Source organism: Pseudomonas sp. BF-RE-25 (genome assembly GCF_019956105.1).
Lineage (GTDB): Bacteria > Pseudomonadota > Gammaproteobacteria > Pseudomonadales > Pseudomonadaceae > Aquipseudomonas > Aquipseudomonas migulae.
Map to the genome: position 1 here is coordinate 16,410 of NZ_JAHBDB010000027.1, position 22,121 is coordinate 38,530.

Annotated in this window: 19 protein-coding genes; 18 read left to right on the forward strand and 1 reads right to left on the reverse strand. The window is 61.0% G+C overall.

The window, feature by feature from the left end:
* Nucleotides 1-150: 150 nt before the first annotated feature.
* From gltB to gspM, 16 genes are all read left to right on the forward strand, one after another.
* Complete coding sequence (gene gltB, locus KGB24_RS14095; protein ID WP_192418189.1) at nt 151-4,596, forward strand: glutamate synthase large subunit; 4,446 nt, start codon at nt 151-153, stop codon at nt 4,594-4,596.
* A 33-nt stretch (nt 4,597-4,629) separates the two neighbouring features.
* On the forward strand, nt 4,630-6,048 hold the full coding sequence (locus KGB24_RS14100) for an FAD-dependent oxidoreductase (RefSeq protein ID WP_008025188.1): 1,419 nt from the start codon (nt 4,630-4,632) through the stop codon (nt 6,046-6,048).
* Between the two features lie 226 nt (nt 6,049-6,274).
* Nucleotides 6,275-7,342, forward strand: a complete 1,068-nt coding sequence (gene hemE / locus KGB24_RS14105) for a uroporphyrinogen decarboxylase (RefSeq protein WP_008025187.1) — start codon at nt 6,275-6,277, stop codon at nt 7,340-7,342.
* Nucleotides 7,343-7,633: 291 nt separating this feature from the next.
* Nucleotides 7,634-9,100, forward strand: coding sequence for an N-acetylglucosamine-binding protein GbpA (gbpA, locus tag KGB24_RS14110; protein ID WP_223414668.1), 1,467 nt, complete (start codon nt 7,634-7,636; stop codon nt 9,098-9,100).
* Between the two features lie 77 nt (nt 9,101-9,177).
* Nucleotides 9,178-9,720 (forward strand): cytochrome b, encoded by a 543-nt coding sequence (locus KGB24_RS14115; protein ID WP_223414667.1) that lies wholly within the window; start codon nt 9,178-9,180, stop codon nt 9,718-9,720.
* Nucleotides 9,717-10,226: a type II secretion system protein N gene (locus KGB24_RS14120; protein ID WP_223414666.1), complete on the forward strand. Its 510-nt coding sequence runs from the start codon at nt 9,717-9,719 to the stop codon at nt 10,224-10,226. The genes KGB24_RS14115 and KGB24_RS14120 overlap by 4 nt, the downstream gene beginning before the upstream one ends.
* Nucleotides 10,227-10,233: 7 nt before the next feature.
* Nucleotides 10,234-12,162: a type II secretion system secretin GspD gene (gene gspD / locus KGB24_RS14125; protein ID WP_223414665.1), complete on the forward strand. Its 1,929-nt coding sequence runs from the start codon at nt 10,234-10,236 to the stop codon at nt 12,160-12,162.
* The gene (gene gspE, locus KGB24_RS14130) at nt 12,159-13,640 is read left to right on the forward strand and encodes a type II secretion system ATPase GspE (protein ID WP_223414663.1); all 1,482 of its coding nucleotides are present in this window, start codon (nt 12,159-12,161) and stop codon (nt 13,638-13,640) included. The genes gspD and gspE overlap by 4 nt, the downstream gene beginning before the upstream one ends.
* A gap of 3 nt (nt 13,641-13,643) precedes the next feature.
* A complete protein-coding gene (gene gspF, locus KGB24_RS14135) occupies nt 13,644-14,852 on the forward strand; it encodes a type II secretion system inner membrane protein GspF (RefSeq protein WP_223414662.1) in 1,209 nt (402 codons plus the stop codon).
* Between the two features lie 3 nt (nt 14,853-14,855).
* Nucleotides 14,856-15,311, forward strand: coding sequence for a type II secretion system major pseudopilin GspG (gspG, locus tag KGB24_RS14140; RefSeq protein WP_223414661.1), 456 nt, complete (start codon nt 14,856-14,858; stop codon nt 15,309-15,311).
* Nucleotides 15,312-15,314: 3 nt separating this feature from the next.
* Complete coding sequence (gene gspH, locus KGB24_RS14145; RefSeq protein WP_223414660.1) at nt 15,315-15,782, forward strand: type II secretion system minor pseudopilin GspH; 468 nt, start codon at nt 15,315-15,317, stop codon at nt 15,780-15,782.
* Nucleotides 15,775-16,158 (forward strand): type II secretion system minor pseudopilin GspI, encoded by a 384-nt coding sequence (gspI, locus tag KGB24_RS14150; protein ID WP_223414659.1) that lies wholly within the window; start codon nt 15,775-15,777, stop codon nt 16,156-16,158. The genes gspH and gspI overlap by 8 nt, the downstream gene beginning before the upstream one ends.
* Nucleotides 16,151-16,693, forward strand: coding sequence for a type II secretion system protein GspJ (locus KGB24_RS14155; protein WP_223414658.1), 543 nt, complete (start codon nt 16,151-16,153; stop codon nt 16,691-16,693). The genes gspI and KGB24_RS14155 overlap by 8 nt, the downstream gene beginning before the upstream one ends.
* Nucleotides 16,690-17,541 carry a type II secretion system protein GspK gene (locus KGB24_RS14160; RefSeq protein WP_223414657.1) on the forward strand — a complete coding sequence of 284 codons (852 nt, stop codon included), beginning with the start codon at nt 16,690-16,692 and terminating at the stop codon, nt 17,539-17,541. The genes KGB24_RS14155 and KGB24_RS14160 overlap by 4 nt, the downstream gene beginning before the upstream one ends.
* On the forward strand, nt 17,538-18,644 hold the full coding sequence (gene gspL / locus KGB24_RS14165; RefSeq protein WP_223414656.1) for a type II secretion system protein GspL: 1,107 nt from the start codon (nt 17,538-17,540) through the stop codon (nt 18,642-18,644). Before KGB24_RS14160 ends, gspL begins: the two co-directional genes overlap by 4 nt.
* Nucleotides 18,641-19,072, forward strand: a complete 432-nt coding sequence (gene gspM / locus KGB24_RS14170) for a type II secretion system protein GspM (protein WP_008025161.1) — start codon at nt 18,641-18,643, stop codon at nt 19,070-19,072. Before gspL ends, gspM begins: the two co-directional genes overlap by 4 nt.
* On the opposite strand, the gene KGB24_RS14175 is transcribed toward gspM, so the two are convergent.
* Nucleotides 19,065-20,300, reverse strand: a complete 1,236-nt coding sequence (locus KGB24_RS14175; RefSeq protein ID WP_263290086.1) for an MFS transporter — start codon at nt 20,298-20,300, stop codon at nt 19,065-19,067. The genes gspM and KGB24_RS14175 overlap by 8 nt on opposite strands.
* A 167-nt stretch (nt 20,301-20,467) precedes the next feature.
* Here KGB24_RS14175 and KGB24_RS14180 point away from each other — a divergent pair, with 167 nt between their 5' ends.
* Both KGB24_RS14180 and KGB24_RS14185 read left to right on the forward strand, forming a co-directional pair.
* Nucleotides 20,468-21,370: a LysR family transcriptional regulator gene (locus KGB24_RS14180; protein WP_008025158.1), complete on the forward strand. Its 903-nt coding sequence runs from the start codon at nt 20,468-20,470 to the stop codon at nt 21,368-21,370.
* 467 nt (nt 21,371-21,837) lie between these two features.
* Nucleotides 21,838-22,104 carry a DUF6124 family protein gene (locus tag KGB24_RS14185; protein WP_223414653.1) on the forward strand — a complete coding sequence of 89 codons (267 nt, stop codon included), beginning with the start codon at nt 21,838-21,840 and terminating at the stop codon, nt 22,102-22,104.
* Nucleotides 22,105-22,121 lie beyond the last annotated feature (17 nt).

The window sequence follows — 22,121 nt, forward strand, 5'->3', positions numbered from 1 at the left end:
TCGTCGTCAAATTTGTGAGCCTCTGTGTCGGTGTGTACAATGACCTCCCTTTTGCCCCCGCAAAGCTGGCGTACGTTCGGCGCGGATGGTAAGTGGTTGAATTGAAAAGAAATTTGCCTCGATAAGAGGCAGCCTGGTGAGAAAGTGTCTATGAAAGCAGGTCTGTACCAACCAGATGAATTCAAGGATAACTGCGGTTTCGGCCTGATAGCCCATATGCAGGGCGAGCCCAGTCATACCCTTTTGCAAACGGCCATCGAGGCCCTGACCTGCATGACCCACCGCGGTGGGATCAACGCCGACGGCAAGACCGGTGACGGTTGCGGTCTGCTGATTCAAAAGCCGGACGTGTTCCTGCGAGCCATCGCCCAGGAAACCTTCGGCGTCGAACTGCCCAAGCAATATGCGGTGGGCATGGTCTTCTTCAACCAGGACCCGGTCAAAGCCGAAGCCGCTCGCGAGAACATGAACCGCGAGATCCTGGCCGAAGGCCTGACCCTGGTCGGCTGGCGCAAAGTGCCGATCGACACCAGCGTCCTCGGCCGCCTGGCCCTTGAGCGCCTGCCGCAGATCGAGCAGGTCTACATCGGCGGTGAAGGCCTGAGCGATCAGGACATGGCGATCAAGCTGTTCAGCGCCCGTCGTCGCTCGTCCGTGGCCAACGCCGCCGACGTCGATCACTACATCTGCAGCTTTTCGCACAAGACCATCATCTACAAAGGCCTGATGATGCCGGCGGATTTGACCGCCTTCTATCCAGACCTCAGCGATCAGCGCCTGCAAACCTCGATTTGCGTGTTCCACCAGCGCTTTTCCACCAACACCCTGCCGAAATGGCCGCTGGCCCAGCCATTCCGCTTCCTCGCCCACAACGGCGAGATCAACACCATCACCGGCAACCGCAACTGGGCCCAGGCCCGTCGCACCAAGTTCACCAACGATCTGATGGATCTGGAAGAACTCGGCCCGCTGGTGAACCGCGTCGGTTCCGACTCCTCCAGCATGGACAACATGCTCGAGCTGATGGTCACCGGTGGCATCGACCTGTTCCGTGGCGTGCGGATGATCATTCCGCCTGCGTGGCAGAACGTCGAAACCATGGACCCGGACCTGCGTGCGTTCTACGAATACAACTCGATGCACATGGAACCGTGGGACGGCCCGGCCGGCGTGGTAATGACCGACGGTCGTTACGCGGTGTGCCTGCTCGACCGTAACGGTCTGCGTCCGGCGCGTTGGGTCACCACCAAGAACGGTTTCATCACCCTGGCGTCCGAAATCGGTGTCTGGAACTACCAGCCTGAAGACGTGATCGCCAAGGGCCGCGTTGGCCCGGGCCAGATCTTTGCCGTGGACACCGAAACCGGCCAGATCCTCGACACCGATGCGATCGACAACCGTCTGAAATCCCGTCATCCATACAAGCAATGGCTGCGCAAGAATGCCCTGCGCATCCAGGCGACCATGGAAGACAACGACCACGGTTCGGCGTTCTACGACGTCGATCAGCTCAAGCAATACATGAAGATGTATCAGGTCACGTTCGAAGAGCGCGACCAGGTGCTGCGTCCGCTCGGCGAGCAAGGCTACGAAGCCGTTGGCTCCATGGGCGACGATACGCCGATGGCCGTGCTGTCCCAGCGCGTGCGCACGCCGTACGACTATTTCCGCCAGCAGTTCGCGCAGGTGACCAACCCGCCGATCGACCCGCTGCGTGAAGCCATCGTCATGTCGCTGGAGATCTGCCTCGGTGCCGAGCGCAACATCTTCCAGGAGTCGCCGGAGCACGCCTCGCGCGTAATCCTCAGCTCGCCGGTCATTTCCCCGGCCAAGTGGCGCTCGCTGATGAACCTCGATCGTCCGGGCTTCGAGCGAGCGATCATCGACCTCAACTACGACGAAAGCGTTGGCCTCGAAGCGGCTGTGCGCAACGTCGCCGATCAGGCTGAAGAAGCCGTTCGCGCCGGTCGCACCCAGATCGTCCTGAGCGACCGTCACATTGCACCGGGCAAGTTGCCGATCCACGCTTCCCTGGCCACCGGCGCGGTACACCACCGCCTGACCGAAAAAGGCCTGCGTTGCGACTCCAACATCCTGGTGGAAACCGCCACCGCACGCGACCCGCACCACTTTGCGGTGTTGATCGGTTTCGGCGCCTCGGCGGTCTATCCGTTCCTGGCTTATGAAGTGCTGGGCGACCTGATCCGTACCGGTGAAGTCCTGGGCGACCTCTATGAGGTGTTCAAGAACTACCGCAAAGGCATCACCAAAGGCCTGCTGAAGATCCTGTCGAAGATGGGTATCTCGACCATCGCTTCTTACCGCGGTGCTCAATTGTTCGAAGCCATCGGCCTGTCCGAGGAAGTCTGCGACCTGAGCTTCCGTGGCGTGCCGAGCCGCATCAAGGGCGCACGTTTCGTCGACATCGAAGCCGAGCAGAAAGCCCTCGCCGCCGAAGCCTGGAGCCCGCGCAAGCCGATCCAGCAAGGTGGCCTGCTGAAGTTCGTCCACGGTGGCGAATATCACGCGTACAACCCGGACGTGGTCAACACGCTGCAAGCCGCTGTGCAGCAGGGCGACTACAGCAAGTTCAAGGAATACACGTCGCTGGTGGACAACCGTCCGGTGTCGATGATCCGCGACTTGTTCAACGTCAAGACGCTGGCCACGCCGCTGGACATCAGCGAGATCGAACCGCTGGAATCGGTGCTCAAGCGCTTTGACTCCGCCGGCATTTCGCTTGGCGCACTGTCGCCGGAAGCTCACGAAGCCCTGGCCGAAGCCATGAACCGCCTGGGTGCGCGTTCCAACTCCGGCGAAGGCGGCGAAGACCCGGCGCGCTACGGCACCATCAAGAGCTCGAAAATCAAGCAAGTGGCGACAGGCCGTTTCGGTGTGACCCCGGAATACCTCGTCAACGCTGAAGTGCTGCAGATCAAGGTTGCCCAGGGCGCCAAGCCCGGCGAAGGCGGTCAACTGCCAGGCGGCAAGGTCAACGGTCTGATCGCCAAGCTGCGTTACGCAGTGCCGGGCGTGACCCTGATTTCGCCGCCACCGCACCACGACATCTATTCGATCGAAGACTTGTCGCAGCTGATTTTCGACCTGAAACAAGTCAACCCGAAGGCGCTGGTTTCGGTGAAGCTGGTAGCAGAAGCGGGCGTCGGTACCATCGCCGCCGGTGTGGCCAAGGCCTACGCGGACTTGATCACCATCTCCGGCTACGACGGCGGCACCGGCGCATCGCCGCTGACCTCGATCAAATACGCGGGCGCTCCGTGGGAACTCGGCCTGGCCGAAACCCACCAGACCCTGCGTGGCAACGACCTGCGCGGCAAAGTCCGGGTACAGACCGACGGCGGTCTGAAAACCGGCCTCGACGTGATCAAGGCGGCCATCCTCGGCGCTGAAAGCTTCGGTTTCGGCACCGCGCCAATGATCGCGCTGGGTTGCAAATACCTGCGTATCTGCCACCTGAACAACTGCGCCACCGGCGTCGCGACTCAGAACGAGAAGCTGCGCAAGGATCACTACATCGGTACCGTCGACATGGTGGTGAATTTCTTCACCTACGTCGCCGAAGAAACCCGAGAGTGGCTGGCCAAGCTGGGCGTGCGCTCCCTCGAAGAGCTGATCGGTCGCACCGATCTGCTGGAAATCCTCGAAGGCCAGACCGCCAAGCAGAACCACCTGGACCTGACCCCGTTGCTGGGCAGCGATCACATCCCGGCAGACAAGCCTCAGTTCTGCCAGGTCGACCGCAACCCGCCGTTCGACAAAGGCCTGCTGGCCGAGAAAATGATCGACATGGCCACCTCGGCCATCAACGACATGAGCGGCGCCGAATTCGCGCTGGATATCTGCAACTGCGACCGTTCGATCGGTGCGCGGATCTCCGGTGAAATCGCGCGCAAGCACGGCAACCAAGGCATGGCGAACGCGCCGATCACCTTCCGCTTCAAAGGGACGGCCGGTCAGAGCTTCGGTGTGTGGAACGCCGGCGGTTTGAACATGTACCTGGAAGGCGACGCCAACGACTACGTCGGCAAAGGCATGACCGGCGGCAAACTGGTCATCGTTCCGCCGAAGGGCAGCGCCTACAAGACTCAGGACAGTGCCATCATCGGCAACACCTGCCTGTACGGCGCCACCGGCGGCAAGTTGTTCGCTGCCGGCACTGCGGGCGAGCGTTTCGCAGTGCGTAACTCCGGTGCTCACACCGTGGTGGAAGGCACTGGCGATCACTGCTGCGAATACATGACTGGTGGTTTCGTCTGCGTCCTGGGCAAAACCGGTTACAACTTCGGCTCAGGCATGACCGGCGGTTTCGCCTACGTGCTCGACCAGGACAACACCTTCGTTGACCGGGTCAACCACGAACTGGTGGAAATCCAGCGGATCAGCGGCGAAGCGATGGAAGCCTACCGTAGCCACCTGCAACGCGTGCTGAACGAGTACGTCGAGGAAACCGACAGCGAGTGGGGTCGTGAACTCGCGGAAAACCTCGATGACTACCTGCGCCGTTTCTGGTTGGTCAAGCCCAAGGCTGCCAGCTTGAAAACGTTGCTTTCCAGCACCCGTGCCAACCCGCAGTGATATGCGCCTGAAGAGTTTGATGAGGTTTTAACAATGGCTGAACGTCTGAATAACGACTTCCAGTTCATCGACGTCGGGCGCAAAGATCCGAAGAAGAAACTGTTGCGTCAACGCAAGAAAGAGTTCGTGGAGATCTACGAACCCTTCAAACCCCAGCATTCGGCCGATCAGGCCCACCGCTGCCTGGGTTGCGGTAACCCGTATTGCGAATGGAAGTGCCCGGTGCACAACTTCATTCCGAACTGGCTGAAACTGGTGGCCGAGGGCAACATCCTCCAGGCCGCCGAGCTGTCGCACCAGACCAACACCTTGCCGGAAGTGTGCGGCCGGGTGTGCCCGCAGGATCGTCTGTGCGAGGGTGCCTGCACTCTTAACGACGGCTTCGGCGCGGTGACCATCGGTTCGGTCGAGAAGTACATCACCGACACCGCGTTCGCCATGGGCTGGCGCCCTGACATGTCCAAGGTCATACCGACCGGCAAGCGTGTCGCGATCATCGGTGCAGGCCCGGCCGGCCTGGGTTGTGCCGATGTGCTGGTGCGCGGCGGCGTGACCCCGGTGGTGTTCGACAAGAACCCGGAAATCGGTGGTCTGCTGACCTTCGGCATCCCGGAGTTCAAACTAGAAAAGACCGTGCTGAGCAATCGCCGCGAAGTCTTCACCGGCATGGGCATCGAGTTCCGCCTGAACACTGAAGTGGGCAAGGACGTGTCCGTCGAGCAACTGCTCGAAGAATACGATGCCGTGTTCATGGGCATGGGCACCTACACCTACATGAAGGGCGGCTTTGCCGGTGAAGACCTGCCGGGCGTGCATGACGCGCTCGACTTCCTGATCGCCAACGTCAACCGCAACCTGGGCTTTGAAAAGTCGCCGGAAGATTTCGTCGACATGAAAGGCAAGAAGGTCGTGGTACTGGGCGGCGGCGACACGGCGATGGACTGCAACCGTACGTCGATCCGCCAGGGCGCCAAGTCGGTGACCTGTGCGTATCGTCGTGACGAAGCGAACATGCCTGGCTCGCGCAAAGAGGTGAAGAACGCCAAGGAAGAAGGCGTGAAATTCCTCTACAACCGCCAGCCGATTGCCATCGTGGGTGAAGACAAGGTTGAAGGCGTGAAGGTGGTCGAGACCCGTCTCGGCGAGCCGGACGCCCGTGGCCGTCGCAGCCCCGAGCCGATCCCGGGCTCCGAAGAGATCATCCCGGCCGACGCCGTGGTCATCGCTTTCGGTTTCCGTCCAAGCCCGGCGCCGTGGTTCGAGCAGTTCAGCATCCAGACCGACAGCCAGGGCCGCGTAGTTGCGCCTGAACAAGGTCAGTTCAAGCACCAGACCAGTAACCCGAAAATCTTCGCCGGTGGCGATATGGTTCGCGGTTCCGACCTGGTGGTGACGGCGATCTTCGAAGGCCGCAATGCGGCTGAAGGGATCCTGGACTACCTGGGCGTCTAAATCTGCTTGATCGGCGTCGCTCCCTTCGCGGGCAAGCCTCGCTCCTACAGGTGCAATATGACCCTGTAGGAGCGAGGCTTGCCCGCGAAGAGGCCGGTAAATTCAACGCAGATTTAGTTGATGTAACCCGCGACAAATTGACCCGATAGACAAAAGGCTGACCTGCATCCGTGCCTTTTGCGTCGAGCTCTGAGAAAATGCCCGCACTTTTTTTCCGGATGCCGACATGACTGCCCTGAAGAACGACCGTTTCCTTCGCGCCCTGCTCAAGCAACCTGTAGACGTCACCCCTGTGTGGATGATGCGTCAGGCCGGTCGCTACTTGCCTGAATACCGCGCCAGCCGTGCCAAGGCCGGCGACTTCATGAGCCTGTGCATGAACCCGGCGTTCGCTTGCGAAGTCACCATGCAACCGCTCGACCGCTATCCGCAACTGGACGCGGCAATCCTGTTCTCCGACATCCTCACCATCCCGGACGCCATGGGCCAGGGCCTGTACTTCGAAACCGGTGAAGGCCCACGCTTCAAAAAAGTCGTCAGCACGATGGCCGACATCGAAGCCCTGCCGATTCCTGATCCGCACAAAGACCTCGGTTACGTGATGGACGCGGTCAGCACCATCCGCCGCGAACTGAACGGCCGTGTACCGTTGATCGGCTTCTCCGGCAGCCCATGGACCCTGGCCACCTATATGGTTGAAGGCGGCTCGTCGAAAGACTTCCGCAAGACCAAAGCCATGCTCTACGACAACCCGCAAGCCATGCACCTGCTGCTGGACAAGCTGGCGCAGTCGGTGACCTCGTACCTCAACGGCCAGATCATGGCCGGCGCGCAAGCGGTGCAGATCTTCGACACGTGGGGTGGCAACCTGTCGGCGGCGGCGTACCAGGAATTCTCCCTGGCCTACATGCGCAAAATCGTCAGCGGCCTGATCCGCGAACACGAAGGCCGCAAGGTTCCGGTCATCCTGTTCACCAAGAACGGCGGCCTGTGGCTGGAAAGCATCGCTGATGCCGGTGCTGATGCGCTGGGCCTGGACTGGACGTGCGATATCGGCAATGCCCGGGCTCGCGTTGGCGACAAAGTTGCCTTGCAAGGCAACATGGACCCGACCGTGCTCTACGCCAAACCGGAAGCCATTCGTACCGAAGTCGGACGGATCCTCGCCAGCTACGGCAAGGGTAGCGGCCACGTGTTCAACCTGGGTCATGGCATTACGCCGGAAGTCGATCCGGAACATGCGGGTGCGTTCCTGCGCGCGGTGCATGAGCTGTCGGCGCAGTATCACGAGTAGTCCTCGCAGGTCCCATCAAGCCTGTCCGGCCAACGCCGGGCAGGCTTTTTTTTGTCTGAAATACCGTGTGCCCGCCTAATCCGTTTCATCCTGTAAGAAAGTTTTCCCTCTTTGTCAGACAAGTGAAGAGAGAGAGTAATCCCCATGTAAGCGGTGACTTGTCCTACATAGAATTCGTGCCCATCTCAGTAAGGTTTCAGACCTTCGTCCGGTGCAACCCACCGAACGAGATTACGAACAGCGGCGTCCTTATGGCGCCTTAATTTTCGATAAGTAGTCTGGAACACACTCATGAAAAAGACCTTCTACAAGGGAGGAGCGCTAACCGCATGCTCCTCTTCAATGATCCTGTTATCGGCAATGTTGGCGTCTCAAACTGTTTCGGCACACGGCTATATGGAAGTGCCGCCATCGCGCGCGCTGCTGTGCCAGAAAGGGGTGAACACCAACTGTGGTGCCGCGCAATACGAGCCTCAAAGTGTTGGCGAAACGTTCAAAGGTTTTCCGGCTGGTACAGGCGGTGCGCCTTTGCAAGGGCCGATCGATGGCAAGATTCCGAGTGGCGGTCATCCATCGTTCTCCGCTATGGATGCTCAGTCCGCTACCCGTTGGCAATTAACGGAAATCAAAGACCGTAACATCGATTTCCAATGGCGCTACACCCAGGCTCATCCGGCCACCAAGCATGAGTACTTCATCACTCGCAACGGCTGGAACGTTAACGAATCCCTCAAGCGCGCCTCGTTCGAAAGCACCCCGTTCTGCGTCGTCGAGGGCAATCATCAGCTGCCGGTATCCGGCGCCAAACACAACTGCAACATTCCTGACGACAAATCCGGACAGCACGTCATCCTCGGGATCTGGACCGTCGGAGATACCGACGCGGCGTTTTACAACGCCGTCGATGTGAACATCCTCGGCGAACCGTCGTTGCCCGGTGGCTGGACCTCTGTTGGCGGCATCACGCCATCGACCCAATTGCTGATCGGCGACAAGGTCAAGGCCCGTGCATTCTCTGCCAGCGGTGTCAGCCCGGATTACGACGTCGAGATCTCCATCGACACTGCCGAGGAAGGCTCGCCGAATAACTGGGCGTTCAAACTGGCAGAAAAAATCAACAGCACTCATTCGCTTATCCGCGCCGGTATTCGTAATGAGAACGGCAACATCGAACCGGTCCGGGGTAACAACACCCTCTACGCCCAGAAAGAAAGCGGCGTAACCCGTTACGAAGTTCAGCTGGACATGAAGGAAGACACCGCTGCGCGCATGTCGGTGGCCTCCCAGCAAGCCGAATACGTTCTGGAAAAAGGCCTGGCCAACGTCCAGTTCAGCATGATTTCGAACCGTACGATGAACGTCGAAGCGACCTTGTTCGACGAGAACAACAAGCCGGTCGGTTCCGTCGCGACGCAGGTGGACAGCGGTCCGACCTGGCTGACCATGGATGTCCGCAGCAATCCCGGCAAACACACCCTGACGCTGGTCGGCACCACGCTGGATGGCCGCACCACTCGCCAGGACACCCAACCCACCCTCATGACCGGTGAAGGCGCGGGCATCGAGCACGACTTCGTGTTCCCCGAAGGCATCAGCGGGTACACCGCCGGCACCAAAGTGCTGCAACCGAAGACCAATGAAATCTTCGAATGCAAGCCACTCCCCGAGGCCGGTTACTGCAAGCAGTACAGCCCGACGGCCAACGGCTTCGAGCCCGGTGTAGGGGCACACTGGCACATGGCGTGGGACAAAATCTAAGTCTCTCGCAACACTTCAGGCGATCCGGAACAGGATTGCCTGAAGGCTAATTTTCCTGTTGAAAGTCGAGTTGAAAAATGACGGTTTTGGGTTACTCCACCCAACGCGTATGGCTGCACTGGTTGTCGGCGGCGGTGATCATCTGGACGCTGGCGTCGGGGTTCTATGTGGCCTGCGTGGACGTGCCAGCCCGCGTCGGTGAGCGGGTTGCCTTTATCAATGTGTCGCTGACAACGGTGTTCATCCCGTTTTTTGTCTGGCGTCTGTTTATTTTTGTCGTTCACGCCCGGCAGACGAGCGTGAACACCTTGTCGCCTATGGAAAAACTCGCGCTGTTTGCCCACACGCTGATCTACCTGACGGTGACTGTCGTGCTGGTGACCGGTGTGTTGATGATGGACCGCCCGATCGATGTATTCGGGTGGTTCGATATTGCGCAGCCGCTGAGTGATCCAGCGCTTATCGCGCTGTTTGTCACCATTCACGTTTGGTCGTGCCTGGTGCTTTCACTGCTGATCGCGATGCATGTCGGTGCGGTGATTTTCCACGAACTATGCGGTCACCGCGTACTGCGGCGAATGTCCTTGTGCAGTCTTGTTCGCAGTGAGCGCGCCGAGTGAACGGGCGACTCTGCACCCTCTGCCTGCTGCTGGTGACCGTCGCGTACGGAGCCTTTCTGGTGTGGCAAGAGTGGGGATTTCGTCAAAGCCGTGTCGCAGCGATGCCTGTCGTTTCAACGATAGTGACGCCACCGTCCCGTGCACCTCTGGATACCACTGCGGTGGCGACGGTGCTCGGTCTGACGGCGGGAGCCACGTTATTGGCCAGTGCCGAGCCGCTGACCCTGCAGGCCAGTTTTGTCCTCGCCACAGGGTTGTCCAGAGCGCTGCTGGCAGACGCTCAAGGCTCGCGGATTTATCAGGTGGGCGATCCGTTGCCGGGCGGCAGCGTTCTGCGTCGCGTCGAGGCGGATCGGGCGGTGTTGTGGAACAAGGGGCGAGAAGAAGTGCTGATGCTGCAGACGTCTGACACGCAGCTCTTGCGTCGATTCGACCCGCACGCCGAGGCTCCGGCCCCCGCGACTCCTGCGCATTTTCTACGCCCGCTCACCGGGCCGTCAGAGTGATCAACCCATGAACTGTTCCATCAGCGCGCAGGCGTTGCGCACCCTGCTTTTTCTCGCCGCGTTGGCGCTGTCACTCTTTCACGGCGCGGTACGGGCCGAGGAAGAAAAATGGCAACTGGGGATGAACAATGCCGAGCTGCGCGACATCGTCGAGGAAATCTCCTCCATTCTCGGGACCACGGTGGTGCTTGATCCCAGAGTCTCCGGGCGCATCACCGTCATGTCCCGTCAGGCCCTCGACCGCGAAGGTGTTCGCCGATTGTTTTATTCGGTGCTGGATGCCCACAACTTCACGGTCATCGACGAGGGTGACCGGATCCTGATTACGCCGGTCACCGAAGCGAAAACCCGCGCCGGCCAAGGCATTGCAAAAAACGCTACGGCTTCTCAATTCATCACCCGGGTCGTCGAACTGAACACCAGCAGCGCTTCCGACGTGGCCGGCCTGCTTCGGCCGCTGGTGTCGGCCAATGGCTATGTCGGTCCTTCGGTGTCAGCCAATGCGCTGGTGGTCACCGATACTGCGGCCAATGTGAACCGTATCGCGCAGGTGGTCCGGCAACTGGATTCCGGGCAGAACAATCAGCATGCCGTGGTGCAAATGCAACACGCTCAGGCCGCTGATGTGGCGACTGTCATGGAGTCCTCGCTGGGCAAGCGCAGCGCTGATACGGCGATCCAGGTATTGGCCGACGCCAGAACCAATCGGCTGATCCTCATTGGTTCACCGTCGGTTCGCCAGCGCCTGATCGACCTCGCACGCCGTCTCGATACCCCCGCGACCGCCACCCTCGACAACGCGCGGGTGATTCGCCTGCGTCACAGCGATGCCAGGCAATTGGCCGAGGTCCTCGAAACGATGGGGCAGGGCCGAAAGCCGGCAACGGCCGTCGGTGGCCCCCGGGATAACTCACCCGGCACGACGTTCATGATCAAGGCCGATGAAAGCCAGAATGCGCTGGTGCTGATTGCCGAACCGGCGCAAATCCGCACCATCGAGGACATCGTGCGTCAGTTGGACCAGCCTCGGGCTCAGGTGCTGATCCATGCCGCCATCGTCGAGATTTCCGGGGACATCGCTGAGGCCGTGGGTGTTCAGTGGAGCGTCAGCGGCAGCGATGCAAAAGGCTTCATCAACTTTCCCGGCACCGACATTCCGATCATTGGCGGGCTGAACTTTGACGAGAAAAAAACCGCACCGGAAGGGGCCATCCTGCAACTGGGCAATGACCGCTTCGGCGCGTTGGTTTCGGCGCTGGCCAGCAACACCCGCAGCAACCTGCTGTCCACGCCGAGCCTGCTGACTCTGGACAATCAGGAGGCAGAAATCATCGTCGGCCAAAACGTCCCGTTCAAGACCGGCTCCTACGCCACCAACAGCAACGGCGCGGAAAATCCGTTTACCACCGTCGAGCGCAAGGACGTGGGCATCAGCCTGAAAATCAAGCCGTACATCAACGAAGGTTCGACGTTGCGCCTGGAGGTCGCGCAGGAAGTGTCGGACATCGCGCCTTCTGTATCGGGTATCGATTCTTCGGACCTGATTACCAACAAACGTGCGCTCAAGAGCACGATCCTGGCGAACGATGGCGAAATCATCGTCATCGGCGGGCTGATCAGGGACAGCGTCCGCACCCAACAGAGCGGGGTGCCGTTGCTGCGCGATATTCCCTACCTCGGTGCGCTGTTTCGCTGGACCCGCGACACCCAGACCAAAAGCAACCTGATGGTGTTTTTGCGGCCGACCATCGTGCGCAGCAAGGAAGACCTGTCAGACGTCAGCCAGCAGCGTTACAACGCGCTGCGTGAATTGAGCAAGCCTGGCGCGCGAGGGAACAACTCCTTGCTGCTGCCGGCCGAGGCGCGTCAATTGTTCGACCCCGCACCCGACGCCCCCGTGTTCGATTTGCGTAAGCAAGCGGCGGAATCGCCATGAACGAACCGCGTGAATCCCTCCAGCAATTGCCCTTCGGTTTCGCCCGGCGTTTCGGCGTACTGCTGGAGCACGACGGGCCGGGCTCAAGCCTTGTGCTGCGCGCCAATACGCCACTCACGGCCCTGTCGGAAGCCCGTCGGGCAAACACTCGGGATCTGCCGATGCGGGTGCTTGAGCCAGATGAGTTCGCCGCACGTCTGGCCGTCGCTTATCGCGAAGGTCAGAGCGCGGCCGAGCAAGTTGCCCAGGGGCTGGACGAAGAGCTGGACCTGCTCAGCCTGGTCGATCAAGTCCCGCAAACCGCCGACCTGCTGGAGCAGCAGGGCGACGCGCCGATCATCCGGTTGATCAACGCACTGCTCAGCGAAGCGGTGCGCGAGCACGCGTCGGACGTGCACCTGGAAACTTTCGAGCAGTACCTGTCGGTACGCATGCGCGTCGACGGGCAATTGCGCGAAATACTCAGGCCCCGACGTGAACTGGCCACCTTGCTGGTGTCGCGGATCAAGGTCATGGCGCGCCTGGACATTGCTGAAAAGCGGGTCCCGCAGGATGGTCGAATGGCCCTGCGGCTGGCCGGGCACGAAGTCGATGTGCGGGTCTCTACGCTGCCTTCGGCCCACGGCGAACGGGTGGTGCTGCGCCTGCTCGACAAGCAGGCCGGGCGCCTGGAACTGCCGCGACTCGGTATGCCTGCCGATACCCTCGCCGCGTTGCGCCAGTTGCTCGCAAAACCTCACGGCATTCTCCTGGTGACCGGGCCCACCGGTTCCGGCAAGACCACCAGTCTGTACGCCGCACTGAGCAGCCTGAACGATCAGACACGCAACATTCTCACGGTCGAAGACCCCATCGAATATCACCTGCCGGGTGTGGGGCAGATGCCGGTCAATCCGAAAGTGGACATGACGTTTGCCCGCGGCTTGCGGGCGATTTTGCGTCAGGATCCGGACGTGGTGATGGTCGGCGAAATCCGTGATCGCGAGACGGCGGAAATCGCCGTCCAGGCATCACTGACCGGGCACCTGGTGCTCTCGACGTTGCACACCAACAGTGCCGTCGGTGCAGTAACGCGGCTGGTGGACATGGGCGTCGATGCCTACCTGTTGGCGTCGTCGCTGGTGGGCATTCTGGCCCAGCGTTTACTGCGCACGTTGTGTCCCCATTGCAAAGCGGCATACAGCGCCGATGGCGCCACGTGCGAACGCTTAGGGCTCGATTCCGCAGCGCCACCGCAACTGTTCAGGGCGGTTGGGTGCGACCAGTGCCAGCACGGTTATCGCGGGCGGATCGGAATCTACGAGCTGATCAGCGTGACGCCCGCCGTCTCGGTTCTGATTCATCAAGGTGCGAGTGAACAGGCGTTGATAGAAGAGACGCGCAAGGTCTCCCGCAGCCTGTTTCAGGACGGTCGCCAGCGGGTGCTGGAGGGCGCGACCAGCCTCGACGAATTACTGCGCGTGACGCAGGAGGACTAGCGAGTGCCGACGTTCGATTACCGCGCTGACGACGCCCAGGGCCGACGCTGCAAAGGCCGACTGGAGGCCGACGGCCCGCGTCATGCCCGGCAACTGATGCGTGAACGCGGCTTGTGGCCGCGTGAGTTGAGCGAGGTCAGGGCAGGTGGCGACACGGGGACGCAGCCTCGCAGCGGACGTCTGAGCGCAGCGGATCTGGCGCTGTTGACCTTGCAGCTGTCCACCCTCGTTCAGGCGGGGCTGCCTCTGGAGGAAGCCCTTGAAGCGGTGACGAAGCAGAGCGCAAAGCGCAAGGTTGCCGGTCTGTTGTCGGCGGTCAGGAGTCGGGTGATGGAAGGTCATGCCCTGTCGACGGCGCTGGCTCAATTTCCCAAGGCGTTCCCCGAATTGTTCCGCGCCACCGTCGCGGCTGGCGAACGTTCCGGTCACTTGGGGCATGTGCTGGAACAACTGGCCGCTTACACCCAGGCCCGCCAGGCGTCGCGGCAGAAAATCCAGATGGCCCTGGTGTACCCGTTGATCCTGATGTTGGCCAGCGTCGCGATTGTTGGTTTTCTGCTCGGCTACGTGGTGCCGGATGTGGTGAAAATCTTCGTCGACAGTGGCCAGCCGTTGCCCTGGCTGACGCAGGCACTGATCGCCCTCAGCAATGGGCTGCGCAATCACTTTCTGCTGTTGATGGGCGTGCTGGCGACGTTGCTCGGCCTCTGGCGCTGGAGCCTGCGCCATCCGGCCTGGCGCCTGCGCTGGCATCGTCTCGCGTTGAAACTGCCGGTCATGGGCGAAGTGCTGCGGGCGATGGAAGCCGCGCGGTTCGCCAGCACGCTGGCAATCCTCGGCAAAAGTGCAGTGCCATTGGTGGACGCGCTGGAGATCGCGGCGGCCGTCATCGGCAACCTGACCATCCGCAGCCGCATGGCCGATGTCGCGCGCTCGGTCCGTGAAGGTGGAACGCTGACTCGCGGCCTGGAACTGAGCGGCGACATCCCGCCGATGATGCTGCACATGATCGCCAGCGGCGAACGTGCCGGTGAACTCGATCGCATGCTGGTGCGGGCCGCCGAGCAGCAGGAAAGCAGCCTGGCAGCGCGTATCGCACTGGTCGTGAGCCTTTTTGAACCGGCCATGCTGGTGCTGATGGGCGGCGTGGTGCTGCTGATCGTCATGGCCATCCTCCTACCGATTCTCAGCCTCAACCAATTGGTGAATTGACCCATGAATGCAGCACAGAGAAACAGCCCTCGCGCTCAACGCGGTTTTACCCTGATCGAAATCATGGTGGTGGTGGTCATCATCGGCGTGCTGGGGGCCATCGTGGTGCCGCAGTTCATGAGCCGTCCCGACCAGGCCAAAGTCACCGCCAGCAAAATTGATCTCCAGGCCATCGCCACGGCGCTCGAAATGTATCGCCTCGACAACTTCAACTACCCCTCGACACAGCAGGGGCTGGAAGCCTTGAGCAAACAACCTTCCGGCCTGCCGGCGGCGAGGAACTGGAACCCTCATGGGTATCTGAAAAGCCTGCCGGTCGATCCGTGGAACACGCCCTATCAGTACCTCAATCCCGGTGTGCATTCGGTGGACGGCAGCTATGACTTGTATTCCCTCGGTTCCGATGGCGTGAAGGGTGGCGAAGGGCATGCGGCCGATATCGGCAACTGGGGCGACTGAATCATGCGCCAGCGTTGTCGGGGATTCACCTTGCTCGAACTGATGATCGTGATCGTTTTGATCGGCGTGCTGTTGGGCATGGTGAGCTTCGCCACCGGGTCGAATCCGGCGCGTCAGGCCCGGCAGGAAGCGCATGGGATCGTGGGCGTGATTCAACAGTTGCGTGAACGCGCAGTGCTCGATGGCCAGGAGTTCGGCTTGCGGCTGAGTGTCGAGGGTTATCGGGTGATGAGGCTCGATGTTCAGGGCTGGGAACCGATGGCGGCTTTTTATCGATGGCCCGAAAACGTGCGGCTACGGCTTGAACAGGACGGTCATCCGGTAACCCTTGGCGCCGACGATGGACCTCCTCAGGTGCTGATGTTCAGCAACGATGAAACCAGCGTCTTTACGCTGACGATTGGCAGCGACAAAAAGACGTGGCTCAACCTGTCCAGCGATGGCCTTGGCCAGGTGGTGATCGATGGCTAGCCGGCCGTTTGCTTCACGCATGCGTGGCTTCACCTTGCTGGAAATCATGGTGGCCCTGGCGATCTTTTCGACGCTGGCGGCGGCCGTGTTGTCGGCGAGCCAATATGTGCTCAGGCAAACCGGCGCGATCGAAGAACGACTCTTCGCCGCGTGGCTGGCAGACAACCATCTGAATGAACTGCGCCTGCAAACCGGATGGCCCCTCGACCAGCAACAACGGATCGTGTCGATGGATCGCCGCGACTGGTTGCTGCACCAGCGCATCAGCGTTTCGTCCGACCCGCGCCTGCTCAAGGTCGAAGTTGACGTCAGCCTTTCCGGGCGCGAGCAAACCGTATACCGCGCCAGTGGCTGGATACCTCATCGTGATGAATAAGCAGAGCGGTTTCACCTTGCTGGAACTGGTCATCGCCATGGCGATCTTCGTGTTGCTGGGCCTGGCCAGTTGGGGGCTGTTCGATGGCGTGGTGCGCGTGCAACGAGGGACGACGGAGCATGAGCGTGAGTTCCGAAGCCTGCAACGGGCGGTGGCGGTGATCGAACGGGATGTGCTGCACGCCACCGATCAACCTGTCGTGCTCCAGCAATCGGTGCTGCAGTTGCAGCGCAGCCATTGGCGCAACCCTTTGGACCAGCCGCGCAGCGAGCGCCAGTTGCTGACCTATCGACTCGATAACGGCACGCTGTGGCGTGAAAGTCAGGGGGAGGGGGTGCCGAGCGTGCAGCGGCAAAAACTGCTGGGCGATGTTCGAGACTTGAGTTGGCGGGTGTTTGACGCACAGTCCGGTTGGAGCAGCGATTGGCCATCCGGGCGGGGCGTGAAGCGGCCGATGGCGGTGGAAGTGCAATTCTCTACTGGTCGTTTCGAGGCGATTCGTCGGGTATTGCTGTTGCCCGGCGCGTTGCCATGAGGAGGCATCAACGCGGTATCGCGTTGATCAGCGTGTTGCTGGTCATGAGTCTGGCGTTGTTGATCACCAGCGGCTTGCTGCGCAGCCATCGCCTGTCGCTACACAGCAGCGGCCAGGTCCTGCAGCACATTCAAATGCGCCAACTCGCCGTTGCGGGGGAAAGCTGGGCGCTTTTGCGCTTGCGGGACGCGGCGCAGGGCTCGCAAAAAACCGTCGACCTGACCCAGGACTGGGCGCGGATGACTCCCGACTTCGACGTCGAAGGTGCGCAGATCCGCGTTGATATCGAGGACCTCGCCGGGCGCTTCAATCTCAACTCGTTGTTGAGTCAGGGGCAGATCGATCAAGTCACCCTCAACCGCTGGGCGCGCTTGCTCGACGTGCTGGATCTTCCACCGCTGCAACTTGCTCAGGTAGGAGCGTTCCGAGAACTGAGCCAACTGCGCCTGCTGCCGGGGGTTGACGCTCATGTGCTGCGTCAACTTGAGCCTTGGGTGGCGATGTTGCCCGGCCACGCAACACTGAACGTCAACACGGCCCCGGCATTGGTGCTGAGGACGCTCGATGACGTGGACGCGACCACGGCTGCGGCGCTGGTTAGTCAGGCTTCGACGACTGGATGGGCCAGCGTTCAGGCCTTTACGCAAGACCCGCTGCTCTCCGGTGCAGGCCTGAGCAGTCATGGACTTGGCACCGGCAGCCGCTGGTTCCGCATCACGGTGCAGGTCACTCAGGGGCAGCGCCGTTTGCGGCTGGCCACGGAGGTCGAACGCGACGCCGACACCCACCAATTCAACGTCCTGCAACGACGCCTTCTTCCTTTGACTGTCCACGAGATGCCGCGATGAATACCTGGCTTTACCTGACCGCCGAGGGCCTGGGCGAACCGTCGGCAGACTGGCCGTGCTGCGTCTGGTCCTCGACTGGGCAACGCCAGTCCATGCCCTTGAATCAAGCGGCACAGGTGCTGAACGGGCAGGCGGTCGATGTGCTGCTGCCCATGGAATTGTGTAGCTGGGTGCGCAGCGCTCCGTGGCCTTCCAAACGCCAACCCGGCACGCAAGCCGTCGCGTTTGCCGTGGAAGATCAATTGAGCGAAGCGCTGGAAACGTTGCACTTGAGCATCGGCGCTCGCGATCAGGAAGGGCGTTATCCGGTCATGGTGATCGACCATCAGCGGTTTGCCGCGATGCTCGCGTTACTGGCCGAAGAGGGCGTCGAGGTGCGTTCGGTGTTCGTCGATGCCGATGTCTTGCCCCTGGATCAGGCGCTCGGAGTTTGGTGGTTCGGTCGATGGCTGGTCGGCGGAGGGCTGCCGGCCCGCCTGGCGTTAACGGACGACGGGGTGAAGTTACTGGGACCGGCCTTGCCCGCTGGGATTCAATGGGTCGACGAGCGTCAGGGCGCCACCGATGTCGATCAATACCTGGTCCACCGTCCCGCGCAGGGCATCAATCTGCTGCAAGGCGAATTCGCCCTGCGCAACAAACGTCTGCCCTGGCGCCTCGGCGGTTTGACGATCCTGACGCTGCTGTTGCTGACCTGGGGCGCCAGCGCTGCGCGAATCCATTTTCTGGAGAGTGAAACACGCAGGCTCTACAGCCAGAACGAGCAACGGTTCAAGACGCTTTACCCCGAGCAGAGCCGCATCGTCGATCTGGCAACTCAGCTCAATGCACTACAACAGCAGGCCGCCGAGCCGCAGCGCACGCGCGTTGCCGAGCTGGTGACGCTGGTCGAGCAGGTGATTGGCGCAAGCAATGTCGAGGTCCGGCGCATCGAGTTTCGTGCCGGCGATGGCTGGAAAATCCAGCTGAGCGCCAACAGCTTTGCCGAGCTGGAGCAACTGCGCGAGCGTGGGCGACAACAAGGCGTGCCACTGCGGCTCGACAGTGCGAGCAAAGAGCGCGACCGCGTACAGGCGACCCTGACAGTGGAGGACCGAACATGAAAGCGGCCTGGCAACGGCTGTCCCTTCGCGAGCAACGACTGTTGCTGGCCATGGGCGCATTTTTATTGGCTGTCGTGGCGTTCAGCCTGATCTGGCAACCGACACGCCAACGCCTGGAAACCATGGAACGCCAGCACCAACAGCAACTGGCCGTGTCTGCGCAACTGCAACGGGCACAACCGCGAAGCACCCCGCCCGTCGTCAGCCATCAGTCGTTGTCGCTGCGTGTCAGCGAAAGCGCCACAGAAGTGGGGTTTGAGATCCATCAGATGGACACCGACAACGACGTGTTGCGCCTGACCCTCAGCGGCGACGCGCAGGCGTTGTTGCAATGGCTGGACCGCACCGAGCGTGACGGCGTCGCCTTGCAATCGCTGACCCTGGAAAAGCGTGATGCGGTGCTTGAGGCGCGGGTGGTGCTCAGGTAGTCGAACCATTCCCCGGCAGCAGCAGCGGCAGGCGGGCCAGTTTCAACGCAACCAGCAACGCCACCACCAGCAGCGCACCGATGAACACGCCAATCCCGTTCCACCCGCCGAGGTGCCAGAACACACCGCCCGCCGTACCGGCGATGCTCGACCCGGCGTAGTAACTGAACAAGTACAACGACGATGCCTGACCCTTGGCCTTCGTGGCGCGACGGCCGATCCAGCTGCTGGCCACCGAGTGCGCGCCGAAGAAACCGAAGGTGAAAATCAGCATGCCGATGATCACCACGGGCAGCGGCGTGAGCATGGTCAGGGCGAGGCCGGCGAGCATCAGCACGATGGTCGACCAGAGCATTTTGCGGCGTCCGAGTTTGTCGGCCAGCGAACCGATTTTCGCCGAGCTGTAGATGCCCGACAGGTACACCACCGACAGCAGCCCGACAAAGGCCTGGTCCATGTGGTACGGCTCGGCCAGCAGGCGATAGCCGATGTAGTTGAAGAGCGTGACGAACGCGCCCATCAGCACGAACGCTTCAAGGAACAACAGCGGCAAACCGGCGTCGCGAAAGTGCATGGTGAAACCGTCGAGCAGGCTGCGCGGGTGCAGCGAGCGGGCGCGGAAGTTGCGCGATTCGGGGAGGATTTTCCAGAACACCGCCGCCGCGATCAGTGCCAGGCCGCCGATCACCAGCATCGCCGTGTGCCAGCTGACGAAGTCGATCAACACCCCGGTAATCAAACGCCCGCACATCCCGCCAATCGCGTTGCCGCCGATGTACAGGCCCATCGCCAGGCCGATGTGTTGCGGGTGGATTTCTTCGCTCAGGTAGGTCATCGCGACCGCCGCCAGGCCGCTCAACGACAACCCGATCAACGCGCGCATCACCAGCACGCCGTGCCAGCTCGGCATCATGGAACTGGCGATGGTGCACAGCGCCGCGGCAAACAGGGCCGCCACCATCACTGGTTTGCGCCCGACCCGGTCGGAGATCGGCCCGGTGATCAGCAGGCCGATGGCGAGCATGGCCGTGGCCACCGACAGAATCAGGCTGCTCTGCGCCGCGTTGATCGAATATTCGTGGGACAGCAGCGGCATCATCGGTTGCACGCAGTACAGCAGCGCGAAGGTCGCAAAGCCGCCAGAGAACAGCGCCAGGACCGTGCGCATGAACATCGGCGTGCCCTTTTCGATGTAGATCTCCTTCAGTTCAGAGACGGCATCGTCCAGCGCGGCGGGCGGAACTTCATGGGCGAGTGGGGCGACAGCAGTTTTCACTTCAGACCTCGGGGGAGCGCAGCCGGTCAGGCAATGAAAAAAGCATATAGCTGCCTAATGATTCAATCCAATATATTGTTCGACCTGTTTGAGAGGTTTTACGACCTAATGGAGTTTTCATGGAATTGCGTCACCTGCGCTACTTCATTGCCGTCGCCGAAGAACTGCACTTCGGCCGCGCCGCCCAGGTGCTGGGCATCTCGCAACCGCCGCTGAGCCAGCAGATTCAGGCGCTGGAGCAGGAAGTCGGTGCGCGATTGTTCGAGCGTACCAATCGTCGGGTCGAGCTCAGTGAGGCCGGGCGATTGTTTCTGGAAGAAGCCCGGTTGGTGCTGGCGCAGGTCGACAAAGCGGCGGATGTGGCGCGGCGGGCGCAGCTCGGTGAGTTGGGCGAACTCAAAATCGGTTTCACCTCGTCGGCACCGTTCAACTCGACCATTCCCCAGGCGATTTTTTCATTCCGCCAGCGGTTCCCGGCGGTGCACCTGAACCTGCGGGAAATGAGCAGCACCCAGGTGGCCGAAGCGCTGGTGGACGAGTCGATCGAGGTCGGGATCATGCGGCCGTTGGGTTTGCCGGATTCGCTCAGCGTGGTGGAGTTGATGCGCGAGCCGCTGGTGGCCGTGCTCAGCTCCAAACATCCGCTGGTGCAGGACAGTGAAGAGGGAATATTCCTGTCAGCTCTGGCCCTGGAACCGTTCGTATTTTTCCCACGTAGTTACGGCAGTGGTCTGTACGCACAATTGCTCAGCCTGGCGCGGGATGCCGGTTTCAGCCCGCACTTTGCGCAAGAGGCGGGTGAGGCGATGACCATTATCGGGTTGGTGGCGGCGGGGCTCGGCGTGTCGGTGCTGCCGGCGTCTTATCAGCGGATGCGGATTGATGGCGTTGTGTACCGACCTCTGCTCGACCCTGCAGCGGTTTCGGCGGTATGGCTGGTACAGCGCAAGGATCAGAAATCCCCCATGGCCAAGGCGTTTGTGGACCTGCTGACGCGCAAGGTCGAACCCCTCAAGTCATGAACGACACAAACCTGTAGGAGCCGGCTTGCTGGCGATAGCGGATTGTCATTCAACATTGATGTCGCCTGATATTCCGCCATCGCCGGCAAGCCGGCTCCTACAGGTTTTGTATTCTTTCAGTAGCAGTTGTGGGACGTTTCCTAAGACGGCTTCCGGGAGGCTACAACACCTTGCGGCAGCGCCTACAACTACGCCAGAATCCGCCGGCTTGTGCGCTTTGGGGGCCATCGGTAACTTGGTTCGCATCACTGATTTCCAGTGATCGGGTTTAGTAGCCCGTGTCCACACGATGCGCACTTGCGTTTCATTAAGTCAGGTATCCGATACCTGCGCTTGATGGCAGCAGTGCGCAGGGCGCCCTCGGGCGCGCCGGGTTTCGTGTGTCCCCGGTCTACTAACCTGCGCACAGCTGCCACCCTTTCGATTAGTAGCGACTCGGTGATGGCCTACTTTTGGGACACCGATATATGACAAATACTACAGAAAGCCCACCGGACACCGATCCAGACACTCGACGTCAACCGAGCACAATCTTCTTCGTCTCCCCCGATATCGACAACCTGGCCTTGTTGACATACGCCTGCGAATCCCTGGCATCAGCGAATGTCATGGCGAGCGATTTCGTGAGGTACCTGGAAGGATCGCATTGCAACACGCTGCTGGGCATTCAGCAGTCAATCATGCTGGGAGAACTGGCGGTGAACCGCGTCCTGGATAACCTCGATCCACCTTGATCGATCGCGCTGATCGT